We start from the raw sequence: 24,604 nt of genomic DNA on the forward strand, positions 1-24,604 counted from the left end.
CCTTCATTTATCGGAGGCGCGCGTCGAGACGATCGCGCAAATAGTCGCCAAGCAGGCTTATGGATAATGTTGTGAACACGAGGACTACGCCTGGGAAAGCAGCAAGCCACCAGGCAATCGCAAGGTAGTTTCGCCCGTCGGCAACCATAAGTCCGAGGCTTGTGGACGGCGGCTGGATGCCGAGCCCGAGAAAACTCAGACCACTCTCGAGCAGAATGAGCTCCGGATAATTTACAGTGAGTTGAACAACGAGCGGGCCTGCGATGTTTGGCAGTATGTGACGCAGGTAGATGCGCCATGATGGTACGCCGACGATCCGCGCCGCCTCGGCGTAACCGTCCTCGTTGGCACTCAGGACAAGGCCGCGCGTCAGACGAGCATAACGCCACCAGTTGTAGATCCCCGCTAGTAAGACAAACAGCAGCGGGTTCGAACCGAAAAACGCCAGTACGCCAAGAGCCACGATGATGAAGGGAACGGACTGCATGGCATCGGCAAAGCCCATGATGAGGTTATCGACCCAGCCCCCAAAATGCGCAGCCAGAAAACCCAGAATGGTGCCGATAAGCAAACAGATCACCGAGCCTGCGAAGGCGATCATCAATGTCATCTGGATCGCAGCAAAAAGGTTGCTAAGCACATCCCGGCCGAGATAATCCGTGCCAAGCAGATGTCCTGGCAGGGTGCCCGGCAACGCGAAGCGTGCAAGTGGCGACTGTTGCAGATAGTGGAAGGGTGCGATCCATTGCGCCGTCGCACCGACAATTACGATCGCAGCGATCCATATTATGCACAGCCAGATGCTGATCGGGGTTCGGGTGGCAAAATTCCAGAATTGCCCCCTCGGCAAGGAGAGTATCTTAGCGTGGGTCATTATTTCTGAAGCCTGATCTTCGGATTGAGGACCGCGTAGAGAATATCGACGGCCAAGTTGATCGTGACCATAAAGGCCGTGAAAAGAAGGATCATTGCCTGCACAACGTTGAGATCGCCGTGGGTCGTTGCATGAACGAAGCCGCTTCCGAGGCCCGGCCAGGCAAAGACGGTTTCGATGAGCACCGAACCGCCCAAGAGACCGCCTGCGACAAAGCCCAGCATGGTCACCATCGGGATGGCGGCGTTAGGCAGCGCGTGTCGAAGAATGACTTCCCACTTTGGTATCCCATCGGCTCGGGCGGCGGCGATGTACGGCTGCTCGAGCACCTCAATCAGCGTCGAGCGCGTGAAGCGCGCGATTGTGGCCGCGTTGAAAAGGCCGAAGGTTGCGACGGGCAGAATCGCGTGCTGCCAGGTAGAACTGCCAGAGCTCGGCAAGACACGCAGCCAAACGGCAAACACGAAGATGAGAGTGAGACCAAGGAGAAAGTTGGGAACGCTGTATCCGAGCACAGCTCCCGTTATGACGGCTTTGTCGACAGGGCTATCGCGTCGAACAGCAGCGACGATCCCGACCGGTATGCCGAGGAGCACACTCAGAATGAAGGCGGATACCGTCAACACCAGTGTCTTTGGTATGCGCTCGGCAATGATCGAAAAGACCTCGCGTCCGTCGGAGGATGAGACGCCAAAATTTCCTTGGAACGCATTGGCCACATAGATCAGGAACTGCTGGAGGATCGGCTTGTCGAGGCCCCAGTCGGCGCGGAACACCGCCAGCACCTCCGGCGTTGCACGCTCGCCCAGCATCGTCTGCGCTGGATCGCCGCTCAGTCGAAGAACGATGAAGACAAAAGTCACGGTGAGAAAGAGAACGACCAAAGCCCGAAGGGCACGAGCGATTATGAAGCCTATCATTATGCGATCTCCTTCCGGCAAATCTCGGATGACACGTCTTCGGCGCGGTGACATGCCACCTGCTGGCCGTCGAATTCGCGAAGCTTCGGCGTTTCGGACGCGCATCTGTCGATGGCAAACGGACAGCGCGTCCGGAAAACGCAGCCTTCGGATGGTTTGCTCGCATCGATTTCGCCCTGTAGCGGTGGCGGAAGGTTGCGCACGCTCGGATCCATCGTCGGAACTGAATCCAGGAGCGCTCTCGTATAGGGATGGCGGGGCCGTTCGTAGACCGAACGGATATGGCCGGTCTCAACGACCCGCCCGAGATACATCACGGCGATCCGGTCGACCAGGTGTCGAACGATGCGAAGATCGTGGGTGATAAACACGTAGGCAAGATCCAACTCCTGCCAAAGCGACTGGAGTAGCGCCACAACCTGAGCCTGGACGGATACGTCCAGCGCCGAGACGGCTTCGTCGAAAACCACCAGTTTTGGGTCGAGGATCAAAGCACGGGCAATGACGACCCGCTGGCGCTGGCCACCCGACATCTGGTGCGGGTACCGGGTCATCATCGCACTTGACAGCCCCACACGCTCGAGAATAGCGGCTGCGCGCTCATACGCGCTCGCGCGACCTGCAACGTGATGAACAAGAAGGCCCTCGGCGATCTGCTCTCCAATCGTCATCTGCGGGTTCAGAGCCGACAGCGGGTTCTGTTGCACAAGCGAGGTGCGCATACGGAACTTCGTCCAGTCTTTAGAGCTGCGGTCCTTGTGGTTCACGCCCTCGAACAAGACATCTCCGCTTGTCGGTGGGGTCAGGCCGAGCAGGAGCCGACCAAGTGTCGATTTGCCGCTTCCGGACTCACCGACCACGCCGAGGCGTTCCCGCGGCGCGAGGTCGAAGCTGATGGAGTTGACCGCAAGCTGGCTCGTCGGCTTGGCGAAGAACCCGGTCTTGTGGCTAAAGGCCTTGACCAGATCGTGGGTTTGAAGCAATGGCGTATTCATGCGACCACCGGATGGTAACAGGAGGCTTCATGGACGAGGCCTATATTTTTGGGCGCTGGGAAGCGTACGGAACATTCGCCACTCGCACGCGGACAGCGTGGATGGAAATGGCATCCCTCCGGAAGGCTATCGAGAAGGGGTACCGATCCGGGGATAGGGATCGGAGGTTCGCGGTCCGCGGGATCGATACTGGGCATACAATCGATCAGGGCCTGGGCGTAGGGATGAGCCGGGCGCCGGAGCAGTTCTGTCACGGGCGCCGTCTCGACGATCTTACCGCAATACATCACCGCTGCGCGGTCGGCCAAACGAGCGATTACTCCGAGATCGTGCGACACGATGAGGAGTGCCATGCCGGTTTCGGCCTTCAATTCTTCCAGCAAATAAAGGATCTGTGCCTGCGTCGTCACATCGAGCGCGGTAGTTGGCTCATCGGCGATCAGCAATTGGGGCTTTGCCGCAAGCGCATGAGCGATCATGACGCGCTGGTTCATGCCGCCGGAAAACTGGTGCGGATAGGAACGCAACCGGCTCTTGGCACGGTCGATGCCGACGCGCTCAAGAAGCCGCATCGCCTCCAGCCGCGCGTCGCTGCCCCTGAGACCCTGATGCCGGAAGAGGGCAGATTCGAGGTAGTAGCCAATTGTGTGCACTGGGTTCAGGCTGCTCGTCGGATCCTGGAAGATCATGGCGACCGATGGTGCTTTCCCCTGGCTGTCGGCCTGCGCACCAGAACTCAACGTTACCGTTCCGCCCGTTTGAGCAATGCCGCGCGGCAGCGCTTTGGCAATGGCATAGCAGGTCATGCTTTTTCCGCAGCCGGATTCGCCAACGAGGCCGAGCGTTTGACCCGCACCCAGCGAAAAACTGATGCCATCGATGATCTTGAGCGCGCGCGCCGGCACCTGAACGGTGAGGTCGCGAACTGCTAGTAGACTTGTCACTTGAAAACTCCTCCCCGGCGGCGCGCCTCCAGATACGCGCCACCACCAACGAAACTCACGCTCAGGCGAAGCTGAGGTTGTTCCGGAACTCCATCATTTCGAAGCTTACGGGCGTCCAGTGGACATCCTTGCGGGCGGCGTAGACGTCATAGGGCTGGTAGAGAATGACCGCGGGGGCCTCAGCTTCGAAGATATCTCGCATGCGATTGTAGGCGTCGGAGCGTTCTTTGCCGTTCGGCAGCACCGTGACCTTATCGCACAGCTCGTTGAATTCGGCCGGCGCTTTCCAGCCCCACCGCTTCTGAACCTGGCCGTTGGGCCCGAACTCGGGAACGATGGTGGCATAAGCGTCCGTCATCCACTGACCGTTGGACCAGTTCCGCATCCAGCTCTTTTCGTCAGGCACCGTTGTGCCCGGTGCATAAATTTCCGGCACGACGGTGACGCCGATTTCCTTCCACATTTCGATCATCATCATCAGCGCCGGAACTGCGTTGGCGTAGTAGTTGCCCATCGTACGATAGGTGATCGGCGTGCCGTCGTAGCCACTCTCCTTCACCAGGCGCTTGGCTTCCTCGACATTGTATTCCATGGCGGGCCGATTTGGATCGAAGGTTTCGCCATAGTTCGGGAAGTTGAAACCATGCGGGATCGAGGCCTTGTTCTTCCAAAGGGATTCGACCATCAGCGGGCGATTGACCGCAAGCGCCAGCGCACGACGAAGCGTCTTTTCCTTGAAAACCGGCTGGTTCATGTTGAAGGTGAACATCTGGAAGTTCTCGATGAGCGTTCCACGTGTTTCCAGGTCGGGGTAGCTGTTGATCAGTTGGATGTCGTCGGGCGTCAGCGTTGTGACGATGTCGTATTCGCCGCTGATCAGGCCGGCGACCCGCGTGGCTGGCTCTGCGACAAGCTGGTACGTGATTTTCGAAGCCGTCGGCTTTGAACCCCAGTAGTCGTCGTTCGCTTCCAGCACGACACGGTCGCCGCTGACGAGCTCGACAAACTTATACGGACCCGTTCCGATCGGCTTGTTGCCGAATGCAACCGCTCCAAGGTTCTTGTAGTATTCCTTGGGAACGATGCGACTCATCCAGGACGCAGCGTAGGTTTCGATGAGATAGCTCGGGGTTTTCGTGCGAAGCACGACCGTATACTTGTCCTCGACGACGGGCTCGTCGAAGGCGAGCGAATAGGACTTGCCGAGCGGGATTGTCTTGATCGCTTCGGGCCCCCAGAGCCGCTCCGACGAGAAGGTATACGCGACATCGTCTGCGGTCATCTCCACGCCGTCGTGGAACATGACCTTCTGGCGTAGCTTGAAGCGTACGGATTTGTCGTCGATCCGCTCCCAGCTCTCGGCAAGCGCCGGCACCAGCGTAATGCCGCTGCCTGGTGCGCCTTTTCCAAAAAAGTCGCGGGCCACGAGCGTGTCGTAGATCTGGTTCACGATACGCGGACCAACGTTGCTGATCGCATTCACCGGCTCAAGGGTCGGCGGCAGGCCATTAACGCCAATCCGGAGCTCGCGTCGTTGCTGCGCGAAGGCGAACTTCATACTTGTGGTTGATGCAAGCGCTGCAACGCTGGCACCGATGATGAAATTTCTGCGGCTAGTCGAAAGCATCTAAGAGCTCCTGCTTGGCATGATGTGAGGGAAAGGTGAGTGAGGCTTAAGTCGCGATGACAAACTTTTTGCGCAGCTTCTCGGGCGCGGCTTCGATGATGGTTTTCGATCCACTGTCGGTGACCACGATGCCGATTTCTTCGATCTTCCCGACGACAGACAGGCTGCTCTTGGTGAACTTAGAATGATCTGCGACGACAATCGTCCGCCGAGAGACTTCGACCATGACCTTCGCGATGCTCGCGTTGACCGGTTCAACGGTGCAGACCAGACCGCGATCGACGTCGATTGACGCAGCATTCAAGACAAGCTTGTCGACGTTGAACTGCCGAATGAACTGCTCTGCCAACGGACCGCGGAAGGAGTGATTCGAGTCGGTGTATTCACCACCTACGGAATAGATCTTGTGATTACCCTGGCGCGCCAGCTCCGCAACGATGTCGAGGCCGTTCGAGATGATGGTAAGGCTCTGGCGACCCGCGAGCATTTTCGCGACTTCTAGCGCGGTTGTGCCTGCATCGAGCAGGATCGTGTCTCCGTCAGAAATCATGCCAACAACGGCGGCAGCAATTGCAGCCTTTTCAGCCTGCTTCCAGACCAGACGGGCGGAGTTTGTCGCATCTTGCGCTACCTGGTTAAGCCCGACTGCGCCACCATGCGTCCGGCGAAGAACGCCCGACTCCTCAAGTTCCACGAGATCCCGACGAGCCGTTGCCACAGAGATCTCAAAACGCTCCGTTAGCGTTTTGAGATCAACGAAGCTCTGCTCACGCAGAAGCTCGACGATTTTTGCCTGTCTGCCTTCGGCCTGTGTCGGGATTGGATGCGTTTCATTCATGGTAATGACGTTTCTCGTTCATGTGTGAGCGTTATCTATCTACCCTAGATGACACCCATATGACGAAAACGGCATGCAACGTAAGTACATTGTATTTTGCGGGGCACCAATTCGATGCTGCAGTGCGCTAATCTGCCTCAGAATGAGCGATATCGTTCACGTTCTGAAGGATAAATTTATCTGAGAGTGTTAGGCATTCAATCACTCCTCGCGGGCGCGGTCTCAGAGTGGCATTAGGCGAGCACTTAGTCTTGGGTTCCCAATGCTTCGCCATTCGCAAGGCGGTCAAGGAGTTTCAGGCCCGAATGACACGCGGTGATGTCGAGCGTGGGCCGGAATAGGCCCGTGGCCCTTTTCCTCGCAAAAAGCCGACAGTATCGTGCGCTCCGCATCCCTATCAGGCTCTACGGATTGAAACGCAAAATGGGCAAGACGAGCTGGCGTTTCGATCGGGCGAAACGGGCGCGCATGAACCTCGCCGAGAACAGATGCACGATCGCGATGAGGCGAGAGCGCTTGTGTCGAATTCTCAGGCGAAGGTGTCATGGTGAGTGTCTTCCCAGTTCAGGACGCGGCCAGCAGGGCTTGCCGCCGGAGCAGCATTCCGAAAAGATCCCTTGGCTCGTCTGGGTCGGCTAGAAGGTCGAGTGGGCTGCTGTGGCTTGATCCCTCAACGCGGTCGCGGACGTAGCGCAGCGCCGAAAAATCCTCGATCGCAAATCCGACGCTGTCGAAAAGCGTGATTTGCTTGTCGCTCTTTCGGCCGACGTCCTGGCCAGTCATCACGCGCCAAAGTTCCGTCACAGGATGATCTGGCGCGAGTTGCTGGATCTCGCCTTCAATCCGGGTCTGTGGCGGAAACTCCACGAAAATATCCGAACGCAGCAAGATATCGCGGTGCATCTCGGTCTTGCCCGGGCAGTCTCCGCCGACACCGTTGATGTGGACGCCGGGGCCTATCATATTGTCACTCAGGATCGTAGCGTTGTTCTTGTCGGCGGTTACGGTCGTGATGATGTCCGCGCCTTCCACCGCCTGTTCGGCGGATGTGCAGGCCTCGATCTGAAACCCGAACCGCTGGAGATTGCGGCTGCAGCGAGCAGTCGCCTCCCGGTCGATATCGTAAAGCCGTATCCGATCGATACCGAGCAGCGCCTTGAAGGCGAGCGCCTGGAATTCGCTCTGGGCACCGTTGCCGATCAGCGCCATCGTGCGCGCATCTTTACGGGCCAGATACTTTGCCGCGATCGCGGAGGTCGCGGCCGTTCGCAAGGCCGTCAGGATTGTCATTTCCGACAGCAGCAGCGGATAGCCGCTATCGACATCGGAGAGCACGCCGAACGCGGTCACCGTCTGGCGTCCCGACTTCGTGTTTTTCGGATGGCCGTTGACATATTTAAAGCCGTAGAGCGTGCCGTCGCTCGTCGGCATGAGTTCAATCACGCCGTCCCGCGAATGCGATGCGATGCGTGGAATCTTGTCAAAGCTTTCCCAGCGCCGGAAATCTTCTTCAATATAGCCGGCCAGTTGAACAAGGAAGTTCTCGATCCCGGTGCTGACCGCCAAATCCATCATGTTTTCAACACTGATGAACGGAACGATGTTGAGGTTGGCAATTGCTGGCATCTTTTGGCCCCCTTTATTGGTTTGATAGACTGCCGGACGAGCCCCGATCACACGGGTTCGGCCGTGATCGCGTACCCGGTAACTACCCGTTTCTTGAGCGTGGGCAGATCCAGCGGGCCGAGGTCTGGAAGCAGGTCGTTTTCTTCGGAAAAGTCGCGTCCGTAGCAGGCGCTTAAAATTCGCACGCCGCTTTCATGCAAAGGCGCCGATACGCCGGCTGCTTTTGCCAAATGCAGGGTGGGGATCAGACCAAAGGGAACGTCTTCGAGCACGTAGCGAGTATCAACGCTCTTTGGGCCTGCCGGGTCGCTTCCGCGCTCGACCAGGATCGACGATATTTCCGAAACGGATTGGCCGGATATGTCGAACGACAATCGGAAGTGATCGAAGGTGGATCGGACCGTCTTGCCGAAGGCGGAAGCGATTGCCAACCTCTCCAGATCGAGCGCCTCAAGGAAGCGGCCGACGGCAGGCGTGACGTTGGTGTTCTGACCCCATTCCTCAGCTCGCTCGATACGTGACAGATTGCACAGCGCGATGCCCATATGGTCCTGGGGATTGAGATTGCTCAATGCGATCGTGAGGATATCGTCCTTCACGTCGAAGCGATCACCGAACAGAGCGACACAGGTGTCGTGCGCCCGTCCTGCGAAACGTGCCGGCACGGTCGCCATATCGACCTTTGCCCGGATGGCGCCGATGTTGAACGTATCCGCCTCCCGCGGCTTGCATGTCAGCACAGTTGTGCTCCATGCCGTGATTGGGATCTCGATTCCACGCTCGGCCAACCCTTTGGCGAGGTAGAGCGCCGCAAAGGAAAGATGGGCGCTGATGATCACCGAATGACGTGCGCTGAGGTGCGGCAGAAGAGCGTCGAGAACAAAGCGGTGACCATAGGCGGGCAGCGCCAGCACGATCACATCGGCTTCGGCCAATTCCTGGGCGTTCGTGCAGATATGCGGGTGGAACTCCGTGCTGATCGCACCCGTGATCTTCACCGGTGCGCCGGCAGAGAAAGCAGCAGTTCTTTCGCGTGAACGCGACCAGATCAATGGCTCATGTCCATTCTGCAAGAGGAACGCCGCATACCCAATGCCGATCGATCCTGCTCCGGCGATTCCAACCTTCATCTTCTTCCTCCTGGTTTCGAAGGGTCGTCTCGATGCGAGAGGCAAACCTCGATCGCACCGGGCCACACCCGGTGGTCAAAATGCTGTTGTCACCCTGTCGAACACGCGCCGGCCGAACAGGCTCGCGGCAAGATCGGTCATCAGTCGGGCCGTACGTCCTCGCTCGTCCAGAAACGGATTGAGCTCCGCAAGGTCGAGCGAGGTGACGAGACCGCTGTCATGGAGCATCTCCATGATGAGGTGTGCCTCTCGGAAAGTCGCCCCGCCCGGAACCGTGGTGCCCACCGCCGGCGCAATCCCGGGATCGAGGAAGTCGACGTCGAGGCTGACGTGCAATCTGCCCTTGGCCTTGCTCACGCGGTCAAGAAAGACGCCGAGCGGGCGTACGACGCCTTGCTCGTCCAGAACCCGCATGTCGGCGACTTCGATACCGATCTCGGCAACCCGGCGCCTTTCTTCCGGGTCGACCGAGCGAATCCCCATCATGGATACGTTGCGGGGATCCACAGGCGCGGCCAGCGGCGGTAGCCCTTCGAAGCCAGGCTGGCCCGTATAGTAGGCGACCGGCGTGCCATGAAGATTGCCGCTTGCAGTCGTGTGTAGGGTATGCAGGTCTGCGTGCGCGTCCAGCCAGAGGACGAATTGCTCCTTGTCGAGTTCGGCCGCTCGTTCGGCCACCCCGGAAACGGTGCCGGCAGACATTGAGTGATCGCCGCCGAGAAAAACCGGAAGATCGCAGCTGCGGGCCATCTCCAGCGCTTTTTTGGAGAGACTGCGCGTCCATCCCACCATAGCGTCGAGGTTCTTAACAGCGGAATTGGTGTGACTGATTTCGGGCTCCGCCGTCGGCGTCGCATCTCCGAGATCAGTGACGGCCCAGCCCAGTTCCGTCAAAGCTCGCGACAAGCCGGCAGTCCGAAAAGCATCAGGCCCCATCAGGCATCCGGGTTGGGATGCGCCGCTTTGAACGGGGGCTCCCAGGATTTGGCACGTCTTCAACTCATTCTCCTTGCGACGCCGCGAGGCGTTCATTTCTTGACTGCACCTTTGGTCACCACGCTGTGGCGATGGCCGAACGATCACTCATGTGTCGACGCTGAAACGACTTCCTCGGCCTGCTGAGCTGCAAGCATCGATACCGTTAAGGGAACGAAGGGAGGCCGCGGATTGAATAGGCCGACCTCGCCAGCGGTCAGACCGGCGACGGACTTCACCAGTTCGTGCACCGGGTAGCCGCACTGCCTTCCCTGACAGGGACCCATGCCCGCGCGTGTAAAACTCTTCAGCTGGTTAGGGCCTCGGCAAGCGCCACGGACAGCAGCTTCCCTCAACACGCCCGCGCTCAACTCTTCGCACCGGCAGACGATCGTTGCGTCGTCCGGCTGGGTCCGCGCAATATTCGGCGGATAGACTCCATCCAGAAATCGCCGGAACGCCTTTTGCCCGGCATGATGTGCCCTTAGCGGTTTTGTCTCGGCATCCGCCTGAGCGGCCGTCAGGGCGCCGTCACGAAGAAGGATACCGGTCGCGGCGATCTCTCCTTCGATCTCGGCATTGACGGCGCCGCCGATCCGAGCACCGTCCCCGGCTATGTACAGTCCGTCCGGACCTGCGTTCATCCACTCGTCGCGCTCAAGCCGGAACGCTGACTGGCCGACATCCCACATCAGTTGCGCGCCGACCGACACGGCCAACTGATGGCTTGGCACCAGCCCCTCGTGTACAAGAAGGGATTTGACCTCCAATCGGTCGGACCTGCCGTTTGAAGTTTCGAACCGTACAGTTTCCAGTCGTCCGCTTCCTTCGGCGCTGATTTTGACCACGTTGCGTACGTGCCGAACGCCACTGAACTGCGGTAACCAGGCAATCCCTTTCAGGATTTGGCCGGGCTCCTTTAGCGCCCCGCGAAAACCGCGCAGCGAACGGCTGATGAGACCCCGAGGGGTCGTATCGAGATAAGCGACGGGCTTTGTCCCGGCGAGCCGCATCTGCTGCATGTATAGTAGGGGAAGAGGTCCGCTCCCGACCACGGCAACTGGCCCCCGTGGCAGTTGGCCCGCCGTCTTAAGGAGAATCTGTGCGGCGCCGACCGTCATGATGCCGGGTAGCGTCCAGCCGGTGAACGGAACCGGGCGTTCCTGTGCGCCCATAGCGAGCAAGAGATGCCGTCCCATGACAGAACGAATTTCTCCACCCTTTACATATTCCACCGTCCAACCCTGGCTGAGCCTGCTTACCTGAGCCTCCGGAATGTAGTCGGCGCCGCAGGCCAGGAATGCTTCGATTTGCCGGATACCGCGTCGATATTCCGCCCCCAGAACGTTTATGACCGGGCTCGTCGCGTTGCGGCCGGCATTGCGCCAGATCTGACCTCCAGGCTGTGATTGCGAATCCAGCAGGATGACGGACAGACCGCCGCGCACAGCGCGCCTCGCGGCGGCAATGCCAGCGGGGCCGGCTCCGACGATCAACAGGTCGGCGCTCGAATGATGGTTCATTTCAGCCTCTTCGGATGGTCATGGCGTTCGACCCTCATGCCGGCTTGAACCGCTTGCTGACAGCTTCGGATCGTGCCGATGTCTTCGATGTACACGATACATTCGAAACAGACGCCCATCATGCAGTAGGGCGCCCTGGGCTGGGCGGAAGGAAAGGAGGTCCGCGTATGGATGTCGTCCAGACGCAGAAAGACGGCGGCCAGAGGCTCCCCATCACGAGCGGTCACAGTTCGACCGTCGATGGTGATTTCCACGCTTGGGCCGGAGGGAAAGAGAACTTCACTCGTCACGCCGCGATCCCCATCTTGAATCTGCTGCCGCGGAAAGCGTCGTAGGATGGCTCCCTTCCATCGGCTGCCAACCATTCGGCAAAAGGACCCGCATGCAGAGCGGCAAGGGTGACGCCGGAATGGCATGCGACGACATGGATGCCGGGGTATCGCCGCGACCGATCGTAGACCGGCACCCCATCCGGGGTCAGCACGCGGAGTCCCGCCCATTGCCTTATGACACGCAACGCGCCGACGTCAGGCATCACACTGATCGCGCGATTGGCGATATGACGTGCGCCGCCAGCTGTCACATCGGTAGACCGGCCCACACGTTCATTCGTAACGCCGAGCTGAAACGTGCCCGTCATAGTCTGACGAATACCGCTGGCGGCGTAAGGAAATACCGGGGCGACCCGTTCCGTGATGAGAAGCTGCCCCTTTTCCGGAACGAGCAGAAGTGGAAGGTCCAGGCTCTTGGCAAAAGCCATGGAGTCATTTCCCGCTGCAATAATCACCCGCTCCGCTTCTATCGTGAGGCCATCCGTTGCCAGTCGGAAGCCACCAAGCGTGGGCGCGATGCTGTCGACGTGTTCGCCCGTCACCAAGGTTCCACCGAGGCGCACAAATCCCTCCAGCAAAGCGCGAAGGACCAGGAGAGGATTGACGTCACCGTCCATATGACTGAACGACGCTGAACACACCTTCGGCCCGAGACGGATGTCGGGAAGCATGCGCTCAAGGCGCGAGCGCTCCAGCATCTCGAAACGATAGTCAGGATGAATGGCAGCCATCTTCTCGCCGATGGCTTTTTCTTCTTCCGCCTGAGCTTCCGACACACAAAAGAGCAAACCACCGTTGCGGCGGTACTCTACGTCGACACCGGTCAGCTCTTTCAACTCGGAGGCAAAACCTGGCCACAGCTCAGCGCTTTGCCGCGTGATGCGATGATATTCAGGATATTCGTCGCCCTTGCCTTGAACCCAGATCAGGCCGAAATTTGTTCGGGACGCACGCAGCGCATCGTCCGCGCCATCGATGATGATCACCCGGCGCCCCAACTTGGCTAACCCGTATCCAATTGCGGCGCCCACTACGCCGCCGCCAACAATGGCCGTCTCGAACTCGTGATCCATTTAACCTTCTCACAATACGAAGGCTTCCGTGCCCGGGCGAAACGTTCGATCCGTGGCCATTAGCCCCCAGTGAGCCAGACGCATCCTTCAATCCTCGTGCGGTCGGCTATACAGTGTGTCCAGCTGTCGCCGTTTGACGGCCAAGTTTTGAGGACCTTCTTTGCTTCGGTTTCATCAGTCTTGAACAGATGATCACCATGTGAAGCGGGTCGATTGCAGATCTGGCTATCTTGGAATTCTTGCCTTCCAGCTTAGGGATAAGGCGTTGCCGTCCATGCTACAAGGGCAGTAATAGGCATACGGCGATGTTCAAATGTTATGAAGGCGGCATGGTCCTAGGGCCGTCGCGAGCGACAGGACGAGATCTCAGTCACCTTCGTCGCCCTCAGTTTCTATAAAGCAGGCGAGTCTCATCCGTTCCGATTGATTGCCGTTGCCAATCAATCGGTGGGATATGCAAATTCTCCAAGCGGAGTGAGCAGCGTATTCATCGCTGAAATATCGCGATGATCATTCCAGGACGGAGACAGGTTTCATGCAGATCAGAATAGATCGAAATACCCCGCAGGCCGACCAACTGAAGAAGCGAGGGTGAGCGGCAGATGCTTAGAATCGGCGTTGATATCGGTGGGACGTTCACAGATTTTTGCGGGTGGCGTGAAGGAGAGGACAGGATCGTCACTCTGAAGGTACCTTCGACTCCTCCCGCTTTCGAAAACGGTTTCCGCGAGGGATTCGAAAAACTACTGGAACGGCTCGCGCCCGAGCCGGGCGAGGCAGCCTTCGTCATGCACGGCACCACGGTCAGCACGAATGCCGTAATCGAGCGAAAAGGCCCGAAGATCGCGTTCTTCGTAACGAAGGGATACAGGGATCTGCTCGAACTGCAGCGGATCGGCGTCCGCAACCCTCTGAACCTGTTCGAGATCCGAACCAGGCCGCTGATCGATCGCGAGATGGTTTTCGAGGTTGAGGAACGCCTGCTGCGCGGCGGCTTGGTTCGAACCTCGATCGACGAGGCCGCAGTCGAGGCACTTGCCCGTCGTGCAGCCGACGCAGGTGCTGCCGGCTATGCGGTCGCGCTGCTTCACAGCTACGCCAACCCGCAGCATGAACAAGCGGTCGCGCGGGCTATCCGTAAAGCGGTCGGCGAAGATGCCGAGGTCAGCCTGTCCAGCGAGATCTGGCCGCGGATCGGAGAATACGAAAGAGCGATCGTCAGTGTGCTCAACGCTTTCGTGAAGCGCCGGATGAACGAGTATATCGGTGCGGTCGAAACTTATGTGGCTGAACGGTTGCCAGGGTCGCAACTTTTCGTCACACGCTCGAACGGTGGTGCGATGGCCGCCAGTGAGGCGCGCAACTTCCCCGTCCATACGCTTCTGTCGGGTCCGGCGTCTGGCGTGACGGCTGTGCAATATCTCGGCCGCGCCTTGGGCGAACACAACATCCTCACCATGGACATGGGTGGCACCAGCACTGACATCTCGCTCGTGCGCGATGGCGAAGCTCTGACCTCGACTTCGGCCGAGGTGGGTGAGTTTCCGGTTGTCATGCCAGTTACCAGCATCGAGGCGATCGGCGCAGGCGGCGGTTCGGTCGTCACGATTGATGGCGGGGTGTTGCGTATCGGCCCGCGCAGTGCTGGGTCCTATCCTGGCCCTGCCTGCTTCAGCCGAGGCGGCACGGAACCCACGCTGACCGATGCCTTTTTACTTGCGGGCTATTTGCCTGAAGCCCTTCTTGGCGGCGATATGCTGCTCGATCGTCATGCCGCCGAACGCGCTATGGCGCCGATTGCGGAGACTCTCAAGACGGACGTGCTCAGCGCCGCGGAAATGTGCGTCACCGTCGCAAGCTCGAACATGGTGGCCGGTGTCTTGCCTTATCTCGCACGCCAGGGCGTCGATCCCGAAGATCTGACGGTGCTCGTTTACGGCGGAGCTGGCGCGATCCAGGGGCCGCTCCTTGCGGCCGAGATCGGCGTGAACCGCGTTCTTGTGCCGGCGACACCTTCCGTATTCTGTGCCCTCGGGGGCCTTGTCTCTGATTTGAGCAACGACGCGCTCGAAACCGTCCACGGCCTTGATATCGATGGTTCTCTCATCGCGAAGAAGTTTCAGGTCCTTCGCGAGCAGGGAGCCGAATGGTTATCGCGGCAGGCACCGCCGGAGCGTCTCGTGTCGAAAACGTTCGAGTGCTGGGCCGAGATGCGCTACGTCGGGCAGTCCTTCCAGGTCGACGTGCGGCTGCCGGATACGGCGATCGAAGCGCACGACATTGCCGCAATGCATGCCGCCTTCCACCAAGAGCACGAACGCATCTACAGCCATGCCGACAAAGCGGCGCCAGTCGAGTTCGTCGACCTGCGCATGCGCGTGCGTGGATCGATGTCGATACCTCAGCCCACAACACCGGAAACGTTCGGGGCTGGCGGTGCGCTCAAAACGGTTCGTTCGATGCGCTTCCACAACAAACTCATTCCCGAGGTACGCGTCTTCGATCGCGCATCTCTCACCCCCAACGATGCGATCCAGGGGCCGGCCGTCATCGAGCAGCGTGATGCGACGATCGTCGTTCCGCCAGAGTTCGTTGCCCGCGTCGGAGCCTTTGGCGCAATTCTCATGACCCGGAGCTGATCAATGGATGCCGTTCGTACTGCCGTCATGAACAATCGATTCAACGCGATTGTCGAAGAAGCCTCTGCCGCGATCTACCGCACCGCCCACACGACTTTCGTTAAGATCGTGCAGGATTATCAGTGTGCGATTGCGACTGCCGAAGGCGAAATGTTCGCTTATCCGATGTTGTCTGGCGTCAATGTCTTCGTCGGCTCCCCGTTGAAGCCGACGCTGGATGCCATCGGCCGGGAGAACCTGAAGCAAGGCGATATCATCATCACCAACGATCCCTTTGCCACGGACGGTCTGGTGACGCACCTGATGGACGTTACGCTGCTTTATCCGATCTTCTACGACGAGAAGCTGATCGCGATCGGCTGGGCATTTGTCCATGCGTCCGATATCGGCGGCGCCGTTCCAGGAAGTATCTCGCCAGCCTTCACGGAAGTATTCCAGGAGGGCCTCCGTGTCAGGCCAATGAAGCTCTACGAAGGAGGGGTGTTGAACGAAGCGATCAAGTCGATCTTCCAGGACAACAGCCGAATTCCGACCGAGTTGTGGGGCGACATTCAGGCCATGATCTCGGGCCTGAAGAGCATGGACCGGCGCGTCAGCGAGCTTTGCGAGCGATATGATCGTGAGAGTGTCGAGGAGGGGATGCAGGACGTCATCAACTACGCGGAGACCAAGGCCCGCGCGGTGATCAGGACGATTCGGGACGGTGTATATACCTTCTCGGACTATCTTGAAGGGATCCATGATGGTCAGCTGGCCTATTTCAGCGTGACCATGACGGTGAAGGACAGCGAGATCGAGGTTGATTTTACCGGCACGGATCCGCAATTGGCGGCCGCCTACAACCTGGTAACGGGGGCAACCACCCACCCCTACATTATCCAGTGCCTTTACGCCTACATCCTGACCGTTGATCCGCTGACGCCGCGCAACTCCGGTATCTTGCGGGCGATCCACGGCCATGCTCCGCGCGGCACGGTTCTCAACGCGGTCTATCCCGCATCCGGCGGGTCTCGTGCTGCATCAGCGACACGCGCCTACGACGTTATCCTGGGGTGCCTCAATCAGGCACTACCGGAGGGCCTTGCCGCAGCCGGTGGCGGTATGAGCGGGGTTATCGTCGTTTCGGCTCCCGATCCTCGTACAGGCCGTGACCGTGTCAACGTGGTGGGTACGATCGACGGCGGCGGCGGTGCCCGCCGTGGCGTTGACGGCCTGGACGGATCGGAAGTACGCTACTCACAGCGCAGCGTGCCAGTCGAAGTCATCGAGATCGAAACGGTGCTGGTCATGCGGGCGCTCCGCCTCGTGCCGGACAGTCGCCGCGCGGGAAGATTCGCCAGCGGCGCCGCGCTCGAAATCGAAATGGAAAACACGTCAAATCGCGCGGTCATAACGGTCAGAAACCTGAACCGGTTTGTGTTCGCGCCGTGGGGCTTCAAGGGGGGAGAGATCGGTCTTCTGGGTAAGGCAATCGTCAATCCTGGCCGACCCGATGAGCGATCGGTCGGCAAGATCTCGGTGCTGGAGCTCGGACAGGGCGATATTCTCAGGATCACCAGTTCCACAGGCGGGGCGTTCGGCGAACCTCTTGAGCGGGATGTGGCGGCGATCGCGCGCGAGATCGAAAACGGCATGATTTCCCCGGAGCGGGCCGCCGACGTCTATGCTGTCGTCTTCGACCGGGACGGTAAGATCGATGAGGCGGCGACTGCGGAACATCGCCGCGAACGCGGGAACCAGAGGTCCGGCGACTTCAATTTCTGCATCGAACGCCAGCGTCAGGACCAGGTGTGGTCGCAGCAGACACGCAGGGAACTGGCATCGCGAGCACTGACCTATGAACAGCGCATCCGCAGCCAGCTTGTCGATCGCGTTCATCACCGCCTGTTGGCGAAAGGTGAACGGGTTGATGCCGGGAAACTGGATCAAGTCATCGCCGAAGAAGCTGGCCGGTTGTAGCGGCGATGGTCCTGTGATCGTAAGCAGTTAGTGTGAACGGTCGTCTGAAAGTGCGGCTATTGGAAGGGATGCCTCCTCCAAGGGGGCATCCCTTGTTCATTCAGGATTTCAAAAGCGCCGCTATTTTCGCGCTGAAATCAGGTTTTGCGCAGCCAACGTCGCAAACTCGACGAAAGGCAGTATCCCTGGAACCGGGCAATCCGGATTCCAGCCCACGGCCATCGAAATTTCGACGGACATATCGTCCACAACTCGGGTAACAACGCCGTCGGGGGTCATCGCAGACACCCACTCCGGCAGGAATGTGATCCCGACGCCGGCAATCACCAGGGCCAGAGCTGTATTGGTGTCGGAGACCGCTATGTCGTTCTCGATCAGCAGGCCGGCGCCGACAAGTTGTTCGTATACAGTCTCAAAACACGATAGCTCGAAGCGCTTGAGCGCGAAAACACCGTGCCCGGCGAAATCTGACAATCTCAACGCCGGTTTCCTCGCAAGTGCCGATTGGCGAGGCATGACGGCGACAAATCGTTCCGAGAGCAGGTGGCGAAACCGCACGAGATTGCTATTTGATGGCGGTCGCATCAACCCGACATGGAAGTCACCGCGCTCGATCCCCCGCAGAAGCTCGATAGAATCGACCTCTTTGATGACAAGCCTTGTCCTGGGAAACCTTTGCCGGAAACGGCTCAAGATCAAGGGGAGCAATTGACTGGTGGCCGGGCTGATCGCTCCGATGATCAGCTCTTCTCCGCCGGGACTGAGACCGCCGGCTTCCAGCTTGGCATTGAGGATCGCCTCGTCGATTTTCAAAAGGATCTCGCGCGCGTGATCAAGGAATGACGCCCCCGCACGCGTCAGCTCCACGCGCCGCGTAGAGCGGATGAACAGTTGCACCCCCATAAGCTCTTCGAGCCGCTTGATCTGCTGGCTGAGCGTTGGCTGCGACATGTTCAGTCGGATCGCGGCTCTGCGGAAATGTAGTTCTTCAGCGGCAACGACAAAGCAGCGGATGCTTCCGATCTCTATTTGATACGACATCTCCGCTCACCAATACAAAGCAACGTAACAGTCAAACCCGAATATTTGAATGTTACGTCGAGTTTCGCCTGAGCGCACTCTTTCGATCGGTAATCCAACGGGGATTTCCAAGTTCTAATGCGTCTCCACGGCCTTCGGAGCCGTTCCGCCCACCCGGGCGCGCATGTGCGGATTGAGCCACCACTCCGCCAGCATGACCAGACGGCTAACAACGAACGTGATGGACAGGTAGATCGCACCGGCGACGATGAACACTTCGACCGGGCTGTAGGTAGCCGAGATGATCTGCTTCGCCAGACCGGTCACTTCGACGATCGTGATTGTCGAAGCAAGCGACGTCGATTTGATGATGAGCATCACTTCGTTGCCATAGGCCGGCAACGCTTGCCGGATGGCGATCGGGAACACGATTCTCCTAAACTGGAGAATTGTGGACATGCCAACAGCGCGCGCGGCTTCGATCTGCCCGAGAGGAACCGCCTGTATGCCGCCCCGGATGATTTCGCTGGTATAGGCTGCGGTATTGAGGGCCAGAGCGAGGATCGCGCAGAACCACGGTTCGCGGAACGACGACCACAGACCAACTTCCGTGAGGAACACTCTGAACTGAGCCGACCCGTAGTAAATCAGGAACATCTGCACCAGAAGCGGGGTCGATCTGATCAGGTATACGTAGCCGTATGCTACCGAAGAAACGATGCGGTTTTTCGAAAGCCGCATAAGCGCGACAGGCACCGAAACAACAAATCCGATGAGAAGCGATATGAACGCGAGCGCCAGCGTCGTGGGGACGGCAGCAATGAGTTTGGGGAACGACTCGATGATGAGTTGAATATCCATATTATTGGCTCCTCACACCGCGGTTCGCCCACTTTTCAGCTTTGAGAAAGCCCCGATTTGACACGGAGGAAAGAAGAAGGAAGATCACGAAGGCGGTGATGTAGAAGGTAAAGGGCTGCTTCGTCGAACCTGCGCCCATCGCCGCCGTCCGCATGATTTCGACCAGGCCGACAACGGAGATTAGCGACGTGTCCTTGAGCGTGAACTGCCAGACGTTTCCAAGGCCTGGGAGGGCGAACCTAGCCGCTTGTGGGATCAGCACCCGGCGCAGCCGCAGCCATGGACCCATCCCAATGGATTTCGCCGCTTCGATCTGACCGGGGGGGACAGCGAGAACGGCCGCGCGAATGACCTCGGTGGCATATGCTCCGGCACTCACGCTGATACAGAGCACGCCGATCACGAAGATTGGAGGCTCGATGTATCCGCCGTATCCGAACAGTCCGTTGGCAATGGTGCGCAGGAGTGTCCCGCCACCGAAGAATACCAGAAAGATGATGAGTAGTTCAGGGACGCCGCGAACGACCGTCGTATAGACGTCACCGAGCAGGCGTAGTGACCAGAAACGGGATAGCTTTGCCGCAGCAAAAATCGAACCAAAGATGATTCCGAAAAAGTACGAACAGGCTGCGACGACAACGGTCATCATTGCCCCACGCACCAGTTCATCGCCCCAGCCGGCATCTCCCCATTGTAATAGTGTTAAATCCATCGCCCACGCCTCAAGCTTGCAAAACGGATAGAGCGCCGGACGCACGAGTGCCGACGCTCCAACTAAAAGAGATTTACTGCTTGGGAGACGCGTCGTAGCCGAACCACTGTTGGGACAGCTTCTGGACCGTGCCGTCCGCGACGGCGGCATCAATTGCTTTGTCGAACAGCGCTTTGAGATCGGAATCCTCTTTGCGGATGCCAACGCCGACACCCTTTCCGAATAGTCCCCCCGTCATTCTCGGGCCAAACATCTTCAGGTCCTTGTTATCGGGCTTGTCCGTCAGCGGCTTCAGGAAGCTGACCGAAGCCAGGCTCGCGTCGATCCGACCGGCCTTCAAATCCATCACGACGTTGTCGATGGTGTCGTAGGTCGAGATCTGCACGCTCGGCATCATCTGTTTCATGAACGTTTCATGAGATGTACCGGCCTGAACGCCAAACTTCACGCCCTCGAAAACCTTGGTGAATTTATCCAACTCGGCTTTCTGCTCGGGGGTGATATTGTCGAGCGGAAGGTTCTCGACTGTAGCCGGAGTTTTCAGAAGCGGGCTGTCCGCTGTCGTCAGGAACGTCATCGGCGTGAGGAGATACGGGCGGGAGAACGAAATGACCTTTTCGCGCGCCGGCTGGATGCCCATCGCTGCCATAATGGCATCGTACCGACCCGCGGTAAGGGAAGGTATGATCCCGTCCCAAGCCTGCTCGACGAATTTGCATTCGATGTTCATGCGCTTGCAAAGGTCGTTTCCGAGATCGATGTCGAAGCCGATCAGCTTTCCGCCCGCATCCTTGAAGTTGTAGGGCGCGTAAGATCCTTCGGTCGCAATTGTGATGCTCTTGTAGTCCTTGGCCACTGACGGGCCTGCCGCGACAAGGACGCCGGTCACAATTGCCGCAAGCGCATTCAAGTTGAAGAATTTCATAACGTTCACCTCTGTTGCTGTTATTGTTTATTTCGAATCTTGACTCTTCTGCGCGCTTACGCGCTCACAGAACGCTGGAGAGGAAGGCCCGACACCTTGGTGACGTCGGGTTCTGGAACACTTCTTGCGGCGTTCCCTGCTCTTCGATTTGCCCCTTTTCGAGGAAGAGAACCTTGTTCGATACGTCGCGAGCAAAACCCATTTCGTGCGTCACCACGACCATCGTCCGCCCCTCCTCGGCGAGCTTCCTGATCACCTTCAGGACTTCACCCACCAATTCCGGATCGAGGGCAGAGGTTGGTTCGTCGAAGAGAAGCGCGCTCGGCTGCATAGCCAGTGCGCGTGCGATGCTGACGCGCTGTTGTTGCCCACCTGACAATTGAGACGGGTAGGCGTCGTGCTTGTCGGCAATACCGACCTTGTCCAGGAAATCCATTGCACGGTCGCGCACGTCGCCCTTGGGCTGCTTGAGAACGTGTACGGGGCCTTCCATGACGTTCTGCAGGACAGTCATATGTCCCCACAGATTGAAGCTCTGGAACACCATGCCAAGTTGCATCCGCATGCGTTCGATCTTTTTGCGATCGACTCCGACCAATCGGCCGGCCGCATCGGTTTTGACGACAACCTCCTCCTGCCCGACCGCGATACGGCCCTTATTCGGCGTTTCGAGGAAATTCATACAGCGAAGGAAAGTACTCTTACCGGAGCCGGAGCTGCCAATTATCGAAACGACGTCACCCTTATCGGCCGTGAGTGAAATCCCCTTCAGAACTTCGAGCGTTCCGAAGTTTTTATGCACGTCTTCTGCCACCAAGGTGGGTTGAGTAGCGTCCATTCGCGTTCCCTTGTTTTTCATTCCTAATCTCTTGCAATGCAGCGGAAACTCTCACGGCAGGACAGCCGAGAATGACGCCGCTGGCATCTGCCAGCATTTATTTTCAACGATGCAGCACGTGTTAACATGCCCGCCGAAGTGCAATTCGAGATTAGGACCCAGTTTTCTATTGTTACTAAAAGCTTGCCTTCCATATCGCAAGGGCAGTAATAAGCATGCGCCCATGCGCATATGTTATGGAGGGGACAATGATTCAATCGCGTCAGTTGGAAGCGTTCCGGGCTGTGATGCTGACGGGAGGTATGACGTCTGCAGCTGATCTTGTGAGGATCACACAGCCCGCAATTAGCCGGCTGATCAGGGATCTCGAAGACGAAATAGGGATCAGCCTGTTCGAGAGAACGGGCAACCGCTTACGACCCACTCGTGAGGCCGGTATTCTGTTCAAGGAAGTGTCGCGACATTTCAACGGGATTCAGCACATCGACAAAGTCGCGGCTGAACTGAAGAAGTCTCACATGGGGTCTCTAAGGGTCGCCTGTTATACGGCGCCGGCTCTGAGTTTTATGTCCGGCGTCATTCAGACGTTCATCGCCGATCGGCCCGACGTGTCGGTCTACCTCGACACGGTTCCCTCCCAGACGGTCCTCGAATTGGTCTCGCTCCAGCACTACGATCTCGGAATATCGATATTGGCTGGCGACTATCCTGGTCTCACCATCGAACCTGTCCCTTCCTTTCGTGCGGTCTGCCTGCTGCCGCCGGGGCATCGTCTCGAAGACAAGGAAACTGTTCATGCGACGGACCTTGAAGGAGAGTCATTGATTTGCCTCTCTCCAGTAAGCCTTCTACGGATGCAAACGGACGCCGCACTGGACAGCTGCGGCGTCCACTGTAATCGCAGGATAGAAAGTAGTCTGGCGCTGAATCTCTGCGATCTGGTAAGCAGGGGAATGGGGGTTGGTATCGTCGACCCCTTCACTGCCGACTACTACAGTGCAAATCCGGTTATTCAGCGCTCCTTTGATCCGGTTGTCCCCTACCATTTTGCTATCGTTCTTCCGACCGACAGCCCACCGCCGCGCTTGGTTAGCGAGTTCCGGGCAGCGTTGCTTGATGCTTTGAAAGCCTTGCCCTATGAAACCATTTGATCGTCAGGATCGCAGCAAGTTGTCAAAGATATCGAGTCCAGCCCGGTGTCGTGGTCGAAAGGCTGGCGAACCCGGCTTATTCCGTTCTAGAGGCCACCAGTCGGCGAGATTTACCCGCACGAAAACATTGTTGCTGATGCGATAGGCAGCGGGACCGGCGCGCAGCTCGTCGAAATCACGGCTAGACGGAGATTCTGTGGCGACTGCAGATAGAAAGATGCCTCCGAACACTGTGGTTCCCGGAACGCTGTAATTCGAGCGGTTGGGTACTTTCGACACGGTGATGTTTTGCCCGAACACAACAGACTTGTTGGGTCTGGGCACGTGTCTCATCGATATGCTCCTGGGAAAACAATGTCCTGATCGACCAGCACATTGAATTTGTAACCAGGCCGGATCTCGAGCGTAGGCTGCACGTCCATGTTTCTCTGGATGGTCCGGTCAGCGACGCGCCCGAAAGTCTCTGCGAAGTTCCTTCGCGCCGCATCTGATGCCGTATCCTGCGTCGCCAGTGTCGAACTCTCGGGCACGGCCATGTCGATCCCCGTGCCGATCACCGCAATAAGGACGGCCGAACCAAACGTCTGGAGCCACTTCCGATCCACCTTATCGCGGAAACCGCTGTAGCCCTGCGCGTCCGTCCCGGACATGCCGCCGATCTGGAGCGTCGAGCCATTCGGGAAGATGATGTCCGTCCAGACGACGAGCACACGGCTCTGGCCGAACGACACCTTGCTGTCATAGCGGCCGAACAGTTTCGTTCCCTGCGGGATCAGGAGGCGGTGTCCTGTCGCCGAGTCATAGACGTTCTGGCTTACCTGGGCAGTGATACGCCCGGGCAGGTCGGAATTGATCCCGGTGATCAATGTCGCGGGAACGACCGAGCCACGTTTGAGTTCGTAAAGCGACTGCTGGGGGACGACACGGTTCGGAAGATAACCGAGCTCCTTGAGGTCGGCATTGAAGAAATCCTCCTTCGTCTTCTGGCCGTTCGGATCAACATTTTGCCCGGCGAGACCCGCACGAAGATCGGCGGCGTAGAGGTCGGATGCTCCGGGAGCCGTTGCCGTGGAAACCTCGTTCGTCGTCCCGGCCGTGTCGTTTGCATTAGCTCCCTGCCTGTCAAACTTGCCGCGGTCGATAGCGATCGGTGAGTCATAGGCGGCGTCATTGGCCTGCAGCCGGGCCATTCTCTGGCGCTGCCGCTCACGAAGATATTGCTCTTCCTGCTCGCGCTGCAAGCGGGCGCGCCAGACCTGTTCAGATTCCAGTTGCGGTTCCGTCCGCGCATCTTCCCTTTGACCGGGCTGAGGTGTGAATGGATTGACGGAGCGCTTCTCCTCTTCCCTCTCGACCGGCGTCGGCTGCAGCGTCGTCACCTGCTGCGGCTCGCCGATGATGCCGTCGGAAACGCCGCGCTTGATCTGATCGGCGAAGGTTGACGCCGGATTGCCGGAGCTTGTGTCCGGGCCGGTGTCGCGGAAATACAGTCCGCGTGAGGTCAGGCCGTAGAAGATGACGGCTAGAAAGACGACCACAAGCACGATCACGACGATGATCGGCATGCGGTTGATCCGGCGCATGCCGGAGCCCACCTCCTCGTTTTTAGAGCCGCCGAGCTTGAGCGATTGAACCATGACCG

General features: G+C 58.5%; 22 protein-coding genes. 3 read left to right on the top strand and 19 right to left on the bottom strand.

Annotated features, from left to right (window positions below; translation table 11 throughout):
- Nucleotides 1-7 precede the first annotated feature (7 nt).
- The 13 genes from G6L01_RS27920 to G6L01_RS27980 all read right to left on the bottom strand — a co-directional run bounded on the left by G6L01_RS27920 (nt 8) and on the right by G6L01_RS27980 (nt 12,857).
- Nucleotides 8-874 (bottom strand): ABC transporter permease, encoded by an 867-nt coding sequence (locus G6L01_RS27920; RefSeq protein ID WP_070167533.1) that lies wholly within the window; start codon nt 872-874, stop codon nt 8-10.
- Nucleotides 874-1,794: an ABC transporter permease gene (locus tag G6L01_RS27925; RefSeq protein WP_081344248.1), complete on the bottom strand. Its 921-nt coding sequence runs from the start codon at nt 1,792-1,794 to the stop codon at nt 874-876. The genes G6L01_RS27920 and G6L01_RS27925 overlap by 1 nt, the downstream gene beginning before the upstream one ends.
- Nucleotides 1,794-2,789: an oligopeptide/dipeptide ABC transporter ATP-binding protein gene (locus G6L01_RS27930; protein ID WP_070167532.1), complete on the bottom strand. Its 996-nt coding sequence runs from the start codon at nt 2,787-2,789 to the stop codon at nt 1,794-1,796. The genes G6L01_RS27925 and G6L01_RS27930 overlap by 1 nt, the downstream gene beginning before the upstream one ends.
- Complete coding sequence (locus G6L01_RS27935; RefSeq protein ID WP_070167531.1) at nt 2,786-3,733, bottom strand: ABC transporter ATP-binding protein; 948 nt, start codon at nt 3,731-3,733, stop codon at nt 2,786-2,788. Before G6L01_RS27935 ends, G6L01_RS27930 begins: the two co-directional genes overlap by 4 nt.
- A 61-nt stretch (nt 3,734-3,794) precedes the next feature.
- A complete protein-coding gene (locus G6L01_RS27940) occupies nt 3,795-5,360 on the bottom strand; it encodes an ABC transporter substrate-binding protein (RefSeq protein ID WP_070167530.1) in 1,566 nt (521 codons plus the stop codon).
- Between the two features lie 46 nt (nt 5,361-5,406).
- On the bottom strand, nt 5,407-6,198 hold the full coding sequence (locus tag G6L01_RS27945) for a DeoR/GlpR family DNA-binding transcription regulator (protein ID WP_070167529.1): 792 nt from the start codon (nt 6,196-6,198) through the stop codon (nt 5,407-5,409).
- 285 nt (nt 6,199-6,483) lie between these two features.
- Nucleotides 6,484-6,744 (bottom strand): DUF3422 family protein, encoded by a 261-nt coding sequence (locus G6L01_RS27950; protein WP_234887850.1) that lies wholly within the window; start codon nt 6,742-6,744, stop codon nt 6,484-6,486.
- 18 nt (nt 6,745-6,762) lie between these two features.
- Complete coding sequence (locus G6L01_RS27955; protein ID WP_070167556.1) at nt 6,763-7,824, bottom strand: ornithine cyclodeaminase; 1,062 nt, start codon at nt 7,822-7,824, stop codon at nt 6,763-6,765.
- 47 nt (nt 7,825-7,871) lie between these two features.
- A complete protein-coding gene (locus G6L01_RS27960; RefSeq protein WP_070167528.1) occupies nt 7,872-8,954 on the bottom strand; it encodes an NAD/NADP octopine/nopaline dehydrogenase family protein in 1,083 nt (360 codons plus the stop codon).
- A gap of 75 nt (nt 8,955-9,029) precedes the next feature.
- The gene (gene rocF, locus G6L01_RS27965) at nt 9,030-9,986 is read right to left on the bottom strand and encodes an arginase (RefSeq protein WP_085946471.1); all 957 of its coding nucleotides are present in this window, start codon (nt 9,984-9,986) and stop codon (nt 9,030-9,032) included.
- A 47-nt stretch (nt 9,987-10,033) separates the two neighbouring features.
- A complete protein-coding gene (locus G6L01_RS27970; protein ID WP_045025077.1) occupies nt 10,034-11,452 on the bottom strand; it encodes an FAD/NAD(P)-dependent oxidoreductase in 1,419 nt (472 codons plus the stop codon).
- Nucleotides 11,449-11,742, bottom strand: coding sequence for a (2Fe-2S)-binding protein (locus G6L01_RS27975; protein WP_041723965.1), 294 nt, complete (start codon nt 11,740-11,742; stop codon nt 11,449-11,451). Before G6L01_RS27975 ends, G6L01_RS27970 begins: the two co-directional genes overlap by 4 nt.
- Nucleotides 11,739-12,857, bottom strand: coding sequence for an NAD(P)/FAD-dependent oxidoreductase (locus G6L01_RS27980; RefSeq protein ID WP_012654952.1), 1,119 nt, complete (start codon nt 12,855-12,857; stop codon nt 11,739-11,741). The genes G6L01_RS27975 and G6L01_RS27980 overlap by 4 nt, the downstream gene beginning before the upstream one ends.
- 602 nt (nt 12,858-13,459) lie before the next feature.
- Between G6L01_RS27980 and G6L01_RS27985 the strand changes: the two genes are divergently transcribed.
- Both G6L01_RS27985 and G6L01_RS27990 read left to right on the top strand, forming a co-directional pair.
- Entirely contained in the window at nt 13,460-15,496 is a 2,037-nt protein-coding gene (locus G6L01_RS27985; protein WP_070167527.1) for a hydantoinase/oxoprolinase family protein, read from the top strand.
- A gap of 3 nt (nt 15,497-15,499) precedes the next feature.
- Nucleotides 15,500-17,455, top strand: a complete 1,956-nt coding sequence (locus G6L01_RS27990) for a hydantoinase B/oxoprolinase family protein (RefSeq protein ID WP_070167526.1) — start codon at nt 15,500-15,502, stop codon at nt 17,453-17,455.
- 120 nt (nt 17,456-17,575) lie between these two features.
- Here G6L01_RS27990 and G6L01_RS27995 read toward each other — a convergent pair whose 3' ends face one another.
- The 5 genes from G6L01_RS27995 to nocP all read right to left on the bottom strand — a co-directional run bounded on the left by G6L01_RS27995 (nt 17,576) and on the right by nocP (nt 21,811).
- Nucleotides 17,576-18,496: a LysR family transcriptional regulator gene (locus G6L01_RS27995; protein WP_070167525.1), complete on the bottom strand. Its 921-nt coding sequence runs from the start codon at nt 18,494-18,496 to the stop codon at nt 17,576-17,578.
- 114 nt (nt 18,497-18,610) lie between these two features.
- Nucleotides 18,611-19,336 (bottom strand): nopaline ABC transporter permease NocM, encoded by a 726-nt coding sequence (gene nocM, locus G6L01_RS28000; protein WP_045023350.1) that lies wholly within the window; start codon nt 19,334-19,336, stop codon nt 18,611-18,613.
- A 1-nt stretch (nt 19,337) separates the two neighbouring features.
- Entirely contained in the window at nt 19,338-20,048 is a 711-nt protein-coding gene (nocQ, locus tag G6L01_RS28005) for a nopaline ABC transporter permease NocQ (protein ID WP_045023353.1), read from the bottom strand.
- 73 nt (nt 20,049-20,121) lie between these two features.
- Nucleotides 20,122-20,973 (bottom strand): nopaline ABC transporter substrate-binding protein NocT, encoded by an 852-nt coding sequence (gene nocT / locus G6L01_RS28010; protein WP_174089377.1) that lies wholly within the window; start codon nt 20,971-20,973, stop codon nt 20,122-20,124.
- 64 nt (nt 20,974-21,037) lie between these two features.
- Nucleotides 21,038-21,811, bottom strand: a complete 774-nt coding sequence (gene nocP / locus G6L01_RS28015) for a nopaline ABC transporter ATP-binding protein NocP (RefSeq protein WP_070167555.1) — start codon at nt 21,809-21,811, stop codon at nt 21,038-21,040.
- Between the two features lie 248 nt (nt 21,812-22,059).
- Between nocP and G6L01_RS28020 the strand changes: the two genes are divergently transcribed.
- A complete protein-coding gene (locus G6L01_RS28020; RefSeq protein WP_070167524.1) occupies nt 22,060-22,962 on the top strand; it encodes a LysR family transcriptional regulator in 903 nt (300 codons plus the stop codon).
- Nucleotides 22,963-23,291: 329 nt separating this feature from the next.
- Here G6L01_RS28020 and trbI read toward each other — a convergent pair whose 3' ends face one another.
- Complete coding sequence (gene trbI / locus G6L01_RS28025) at nt 23,292-24,599, bottom strand: IncP-type conjugal transfer protein TrbI (protein WP_070167523.1); 1,308 nt, start codon at nt 24,597-24,599, stop codon at nt 23,292-23,294.
- Nucleotides 24,600-24,604: the final 5 nt, after the last annotated feature.

The organism is Agrobacterium vitis (genome assembly GCF_013337045.2).
In the GTDB taxonomy this organism is placed as follows: Bacteria; Pseudomonadota; Alphaproteobacteria; order Rhizobiales; family Rhizobiaceae; genus Allorhizobium; species Allorhizobium vitis_B.

What these genes read in the sequence shown, in the direction of transcription:
- G6L01_RS27920 (WP_070167533.1), bottom strand. Translation starts at nt 874, where the DNA reads ATGACCCACGCTAAGATACTCTCCTTGCCGAGGGGGCAATTCTGGAAT.
- G6L01_RS27930 (WP_070167532.1), bottom strand. Translation starts at nt 2,789, where the DNA reads ATGAATACGCCATTGCTTCAAACCCACGATCTGGTCAAGGCCTTTAGC.
- rocF (WP_085946471.1), bottom strand. Translation starts at nt 9,986, where the DNA reads ATGAACGCCTCGCGGCGTCGCAAGGAGAATGAGTTGAAGACGTGCCAA.
- G6L01_RS27995 (WP_070167525.1), bottom strand. Translation starts at nt 18,496, where the DNA reads ATGTCGTATCAAATAGAGATCGGAAGCATCCGCTGCTTTGTCGTTGCC.
- nocT (WP_174089377.1), bottom strand. Translation starts at nt 20,973, where the DNA reads ATGAAATTCTTCAACTTGAATGCGCTTGCGGCAATTGTGACCGGCGTC.
- G6L01_RS27955 (WP_070167556.1), bottom strand. Translation starts at nt 7,824, where the DNA reads ATGCCAGCAATTGCCAACCTCAACATCGTTCCGTTCATCAGTGTTGAA.
- G6L01_RS27990 (WP_070167526.1), top strand. Translation starts at nt 15,500, where the DNA reads ATGGATGCCGTTCGTACTGCCGTCATGAACAATCGATTCAACGCGATT.
- G6L01_RS27925 (WP_081344248.1), bottom strand. Translation starts at nt 1,794, where the DNA reads ATGATAGGCTTCATAATCGCTCGTGCCCTTCGGGCTTTGGTCGTTCTC.
- nocQ (WP_045023353.1), bottom strand. Translation starts at nt 20,048, where the DNA reads ATGGATTTAACACTATTACAATGGGGAGATGCCGGCTGGGGCGATGAA.
- trbI (WP_070167523.1), bottom strand. Translation starts at nt 24,599, where the DNA reads ATGGTTCAATCGCTCAAGCTCGGCGGCTCTAAAAACGAGGAGGTGGGC.
- G6L01_RS27980 (WP_012654952.1), bottom strand. Translation starts at nt 12,857, where the DNA reads ATGGATCACGAGTTCGAGACGGCCATTGTTGGCGGCGGCGTAGTGGGC.
- nocM (WP_045023350.1), bottom strand. Translation starts at nt 19,336, where the DNA reads ATGGATATTCAACTCATCATCGAGTCGTTCCCCAAACTCATTGCTGCC.
- nocP (WP_070167555.1), bottom strand. Translation starts at nt 21,811, where the DNA reads ATGGACGCTACTCAACCCACCTTGGTGGCAGAAGACGTGCATAAAAAC.
- G6L01_RS27960 (WP_070167528.1), bottom strand. Translation starts at nt 8,954, where the DNA reads ATGAAGGTTGGAATCGCCGGAGCAGGATCGATCGGCATTGGGTATGCG.
- G6L01_RS27940 (WP_070167530.1), bottom strand. Translation starts at nt 5,360, where the DNA reads ATGCTTTCGACTAGCCGCAGAAATTTCATCATCGGTGCCAGCGTTGCA.
- G6L01_RS27945 (WP_070167529.1), bottom strand. Translation starts at nt 6,198, where the DNA reads ATGAATGAAACGCATCCAATCCCGACACAGGCCGAAGGCAGACAGGCA.
- G6L01_RS27950 (WP_234887850.1), bottom strand. Translation starts at nt 6,744, where the DNA reads ATGACACCTTCGCCTGAGAATTCGACACAAGCGCTCTCGCCTCATCGC.
- G6L01_RS27985 (WP_070167527.1), top strand. Translation starts at nt 13,460, where the DNA reads ATGCTTAGAATCGGCGTTGATATCGGTGGGACGTTCACAGATTTTTGC.
- G6L01_RS28020 (WP_070167524.1), top strand. Translation starts at nt 22,060, where the DNA reads ATGATTCAATCGCGTCAGTTGGAAGCGTTCCGGGCTGTGATGCTGACG.
- G6L01_RS27970 (WP_045025077.1), bottom strand. Translation starts at nt 11,452, where the DNA reads ATGAACCATCATTCGAGCGCCGACCTGTTGATCGTCGGAGCCGGCCCC.